At 68.7% G+C, this 5,254-nt stretch carries 5 protein-coding genes and 2 pseudogenes; 3 read left to right on the forward strand and 4 right to left on the reverse strand.

Features of this window, described 5'->3' with window-relative positions:
* The coding region (locus ACRDP3_RS22245) for a hypothetical protein (RefSeq protein ID WP_431518761.1) at nt 1–246 on the reverse strand (246 nt) is incomplete at its 3' end.
* A gap of 406 nt (nt 247–652) precedes the next feature.
* Between ACRDP3_RS22245 and ACRDP3_RS22250 the strand changes: the two genes are divergently transcribed.
* From ACRDP3_RS22250 to ACRDP3_RS22260, 3 genes and pseudogenes are all read left to right on the forward strand, one after another.
* The gene (locus tag ACRDP3_RS22250; protein ID WP_431518762.1) at nt 653–1,267 is read left to right on the forward strand and encodes a hypothetical protein; all 615 of its coding nucleotides are present in this window, start codon (nt 653–655) and stop codon (nt 1,265–1,267) included.
* Between the two features lie 124 nt (nt 1,268–1,391).
* A pseudogene (locus ACRDP3_RS22255) lies at nt 1,392–1,552 on the forward strand (four-helix bundle copper-binding protein); the annotation flags it as partial.
* A 315-nt stretch (nt 1,553–1,867) separates the two neighbouring features.
* The gene (locus ACRDP3_RS22260; RefSeq protein WP_431518763.1) at nt 1,868–2,686 is read left to right on the forward strand and encodes an IS5 family transposase; all 819 of its coding nucleotides are present in this window, start codon (nt 1,868–1,870) and stop codon (nt 2,684–2,686) included.
* Here ACRDP3_RS22260 and ACRDP3_RS22265 read toward each other — a convergent pair.
* The 3 genes and pseudogenes from ACRDP3_RS22265 to ACRDP3_RS22275 form a co-directional block, all read right to left on the reverse strand.
* On the reverse strand, nt 2,678–3,217 hold the full coding sequence (locus ACRDP3_RS22265; RefSeq protein WP_431518764.1) for a hypothetical protein: 540 nt from the start codon (nt 3,215–3,217) through the stop codon (nt 2,678–2,680). The two genes, ACRDP3_RS22260 and ACRDP3_RS22265, sit on opposite strands and share 9 nt — an antisense overlap.
* A 125-nt stretch (nt 3,218–3,342) precedes the next feature.
* Nucleotides 3,343–4,788 (reverse strand): NF041680 family putative transposase, encoded by a 1,446-nt coding sequence (locus ACRDP3_RS22270; protein WP_431518765.1) that lies wholly within the window; start codon nt 4,786–4,788, stop codon nt 3,343–3,345.
* Between the two features lie 133 nt (nt 4,789–4,921).
* Nucleotides 4,922–5,254: pseudogene (locus ACRDP3_RS22275) on the reverse strand (hypothetical protein); the annotation flags it as partial.

Below are 5,254 nucleotides of genomic sequence, written 5' to 3' on the forward strand. Positions count from 1 at the left end.
TGTCAGCGGGGAGGCCATGCGCACCCCGGGGCGTCCGGCTCGGTGACCCTCGACGCTCAGCAGGCCGCTGCGGCCGGGCACAGCCACGACGGGCCCGGCTCGCGCTCCGGCCAGGGGTACGCCGATCATCACGATGCCCCGGTGCCCGATCATGCGGCTCACCAGTGTGTGTCCGGCCAGCCCGAGCAGGGTGCCGCGCTGCCCGACCCGGGCGAGGCTCCGCTGGAGGCGGTTCCGCCCGCGCACGCGTATGTACCCACGGCCACTCGACCTGCCGCCGTCCCTTGGGCGTCTCCGCCTTTGCCGGACTCAGCTGTCCTACGAATCTAACCCTTCGCGCCTTTCGGACTCGACGGCTGGCACAACCCGCGCCGTCTCCGGCTGCCTCTCGGCGGCGGCCCGGCCATGCCTCGCAGTGCCCCTTCTCTTTCCGAGCGAAGAGCAGCGCGGAGCCATGGACCGGCCTCCGTTCCGCTGTTCCCAGGGAATCCGGCCTCCGGCCCTGAACTGTGCCCCCATGCCCCACCGAACCCCAACCCGCGAAAGGCCAGCTCTTGTCTGCCTCATCCAGTCTCGCCACCCCGCCCGAGACCCCTTCGCAGCCGACCCCGAGCCACCACCGATCCAGGAGACGGCAAGGCACCTCCCTGCAGTGGCGCTACCTCGGCACGTCGGCTACTACGTGGGTGCGGGACTCATCAGCGGCGCGGTCGTCCATCACCCCATGGACCCGACCCGCTACTCGCTGATCGCTGCATCCGGCGTGCTGGTCTTCCTGCTCGCAACCGTCCTCAACGACATCATCCTCCCGCCCGAGAGGCCCGCCCTGTCACGCATGCTGCGGGTGCTCGGCACCTCGACGATGCTCTCGTTCGGCCTCGGCATGCTCAGCGGCGGCATGCAGCATTTCGCAGACCTCCCCTACCGCTGTGCCGTGCTGATACCGCTGGGCATCGTCCTGTCCTTCGTCGCCTACTTCCTGAAGGAGGACAAGACGCCGTGGCGGCGCATCTTTGGCCTCATGGGTCTGGCAGTCCTCGTCGTCGCGGCCCTCACCTTCGCGGGCCTGCGCCACATTGCCCCCACCATGGCCGAGTCCGGAGGGGGACACAGCCACAGCGATGTCGTGACCGACAAGGGCAGCGACGAAGGACATGACGGCGACCACGGCAGCGGCGCCGCCGATCCGACCCCCCAACCCACCGCGTCCACGAAGGACACCCACCCCAGCGAGGAGCCCGGGCACGCAGACGGCCACCAACACTGAGCCACCCCCGTCGGTGACCACACTCGCCGCAACTCATGGTAGAGCCGCCCTCCGCCGCCAGCAGTGAGGTGATTGCCCTGCGGGCCACCGGTCCGCCTGCCTCCGGCAGAGGAGGAGCCGCATCATGACCACAGCGTTCAAGGACATGCTCCGCACGTACCCGGCTGACCTGGGAGCGTGAACCGCGATGCGATGGAGCGGTGCATCGCGGGATGCGTCGCGTTCGCCCAGGCGTGTACGGCGTGCGCAGACGCCTGCCTGTCCGAAGAGATGATCGGCGAACTCGGGGCAGAGCAGAGCAATGACAACCTGTCACTAGCTGTTTTCCAACCCTCGGGTGTTCGATGGCGGTCCGTACGACGAGCTTGATCGTGTGATCTGGTGGCGGGAGAGGGCACGAGCACGAGGCCCCGTTCCTAGCGTGTCGGTTGTCTACGCCGAACCCGCAAGAAACAGAGCCTCGTTGTGCCTCACGCTATCGCCTGTGCACCTGATCGTCCGTTGCCCGACCTCCGGTTCACGGCACCGTGCGACTGTCTCGCCCATGTGTACGGTAACGCCGGGGACCGCCGGCTGCGGGCTCGCTTCTACGCCACGGACATGACCGATGAGGAGTGGCAGGTCATCCGGCGGGTGATGCCGCTGCCCGGCTGGATGTGCGGACGCGGTGGCAATCCGGAGGGCTACTGCCATCGTGAGATGCTCGATGCGGTGCGCTACCTGGTCTCCGAAGGCATCAAGTGGCGGGCGATGCCGGCCGACTTCCCGCCCTGGGGCGCGGTCTACGCCTTCCAGCGTCGTTGGCAGGCCGACGAGCTGCTCGACGTCCTGCACGATCGGCTCCGTGAACAGGTGCGGCTGCTCGAGGGCCGGGACGATCCCGAGCCGACGGCTGCGATCGTCGACTCCCAGTCCCTGCGCGGAGCGGCCACGCTCACCGGGGAACGCCGGGGCTTTGACGGGGCGAAGCTGGTGTCGGGCTCCAAGCGGCATATCGCGGTGGACTGTCTGGGCCTGCTGCTGGTGGTGCTGGTGACCGCCGCCGACCTGCAGGACCGTGACGCGGGCGTGAACCTGCTGGGCGCCGTGCGCCGCCTGTTCACCCGGGTGCGTCTGGTGTGGGCCGACAGCGGCTACGCCGGGGCCCTGGTCGAATGGGCCCGCGAGAAACTCGCCCTGAAGGTCGAGGTGGTGCGTCGCAGCGATGACATGAGTGGCTTCGTGGTGCTGCCGAGACGCTGGGTAGTGGAACGCACCTTCGCGTGGCTGGTCAACTGCCGTCGTCTGGTGCGGGATTACGAGCGCACGGCGGCAGCCCATGAGGCGTATGTGAAGTGGGCGATGGTCACCTTGATGACACGCCGGCTCGCTACGGCCGGGCCCGGGACGGCCCGGGCGGTGCCACCGGTCTCAGCGTGAGACGCCGGTGAAGGAGCGCCCGTCCCCGCTGGCCAGCCAGCACCGCTCGACCAGCCGCTTGAGCTGGGCGCGGACACCTTCCTGCCGGCTGCGGCCGGCTCCTTCACCGAACAGGGCACGGACCACATCCGGCACCCGCACCGGCCGGTCCGCACCCGACACGAACGCCACGATCTCGGCATACAGGCCGGGCAGCCGAGCCGGATCGGCCCCTGGGCTCCACTGCGGCACATACCGCGACCCGGACTCCGCCCCGGGCGCATCGCCGACCGACTCCGCGGCTTCGCCCGACCCCGCGGCGGACGGCACCCCGGACGCGCCGTCCGCCTCGCCACCCCGGTCACCGGCCCTGCCCTCACGCAACTCCTGCTCGACCTCCTCGAAGATCTCGCCACCGATACGCCAGCGCGTGACCTGCTCCTCGACCTGGACGGCCTCCCGCTGCAACACGGCGATCCGCTCGTGGAGTTCGGCGGCTCGTGCCTCGAGGTCGCGCAGACGGCGCTTCAAGACAGCGGCGGGCGTGGACACGGGCGGACCTCCGGGCTCGATGACGAGGACACCGTCACCCTGCACACCCGCACCCGAAGATCACAAACCGCAAACACCCAGGTCAAACGCTTGACCGCTTGAAAAACAGCTTCTGAGCTTGGCGTTTAACCTCGCTGGGCTTGGTGTTCCTTGATCGATTCGGCGCGTTTGACGGTCTTTCCGACGTTGTGACGCCTGGCCCGGTGCTTGTTCTTCGAGCCGGGAGGCCGTCCGGGTCCTGGTCGGGACGGTTTCGGTGCGATTGCCGGGCGGGCCGCGGTCACGCGGAGGTTGCGAAACCCCCGTCGGACACGGGCTGGGGTGAGGCGGCGGGGTTCGGTGCGGCGTTCCCAGGGGCGGCGGAGGTCCTCGGTGAGGGGGCGGGCGAGGCGGAGTTGGGTGTGGGCGGCGATGATGAGCCAGGTCCACAGGTCGGCGCTGTCGGCGTGGCGGATCTTCGGGCAGGTCCAGCCGAGGGTCTGCTTCATGAGCCGGAAGGTGTGCTCCAGGTCGAATCTGCGCAGGAACGCCTGCCACCAGTGGTCGACGTCCGCGGGTGTGGCGGCTGTGGCCGAGGACCAGAGCCAGACGGGTTTCGGGTCGCGGTCGCCCGGCAGGTACTCGACCTCCAGGTGGAGCAACGTGCCGTGCAGGATGGGCAGTTCTTCCTTCGCGTGGTTCAGCCAGGGACCGCGGTGGGTGAGCCGGGGGTGCATCCGGTCCCAGGCTCTCGTGGTGGCCGTGCCGTAGTGGGTGGTGTCCGTGGCCGTCGTCACATCGCTCTCGTGCCAGGTCTCGGGCTTCTTGAACGTGAGAACGCCGCCATGTCTGCGGGGGCGCCCGCCCTTGGGGCCGGAGCGTGCCGGGCCGGGGTCGCGAAGCATGACGCGGTCCGAGCGCAGGCGTCCGACCAGCGTGATGGGCAGGTCGGCGAGAGCGTGGGTCAGGTAGGCGACGTCGTAGCCGGAGTCCATGACGATCAGGATGTCCGGATCGCCCGGCCTCCAGTGCCCAGCGCTCATCAACCGTGTTGTGACCTCGCGGAGTTGAGCGGCGGTGACGGTGGTCGCGTCGTCGGCCGGGCCGAGGCGGGCCGCGTCCAGTAACGCGACCCAGGAGGTGCGGCCCGTCTCCAGGGCAGCGACGAACGAGTAGGGCCAGCCGGGCACCAACTGGTCCGTGCGCCGGTCACCACGCCCGTAGACGTGGCAGAACAGCCGGTCCTCGCTGGTCGGAGCGTCGGGGCGCAGCCAGTTCGACACGTCCACGGCCAGTACGATCCGTCCGTCGGCGGCCCTGGGCAGGGGAAGGCCGGCCAGCACCCGGCGCAGCCGGGCGGGCTCGAGCCGGCCACGGTCCAGCGCCTGGTACAGCGCGCCATGCCCGCGCCGATGCTCAGCCGCCAGCGACAGCTCGACCAGCGTCTTCACCGGCCCGTCCGAGCACAGCACCGCATCGGTGAGCTCGAAAAGCGCGTCCGCACGGGCGTAAAGGCTCTCGTAGAACTCGACCCGAAAGCGGGACAGGACGCCCAACGCGTCGCCAGCGGGTGCATCAACAGGCAGACTCATACGCGGCGGCCGTTCTCTCGTGCTTCATGACTCGACATCTCGAAGCGTGGAGAACGGCCGCCTCCGCCGTCCGGGGAAGAACCGCAGATCAGCAGGTTGAGTGACGTGCGAGGTTAAACGCCAAGCTAAGGAATCACCTCTGATAGTCAAGCTGCGCAGGCCAGCCAGGGTTGGGCGCGTTGTCGACGTAGTGGCACCAATAAGTACTCCATCTACCGTCGCGCTTGCCCTGTATGCCTACGGCATGGCATGCGTTGAGGGAGGGGAACCAGCCGTAAGTCTTCCAGGCGCCGGCGGTCACCTGGGTGGTTTTCGCTGGAGCCGCGTTTGCGGATTCCACTGTTCCTGCAGCCATTCCTGCGGCCAGGGCGAGTGCCGCGGTCGACAGGGCGAGCTTCCGTGAGATCTTTCGTGCCGTGATTGACATCAAATCCCCTTCGTCCATTTTCTGTTCCGCGGTTAACAT

Source organism: Streptomyces sp., assembly GCF_050698815.1.
Lineage (GTDB): Bacteria > Actinomycetota > Actinomycetes > Streptomycetales > Streptomycetaceae > Streptomyces.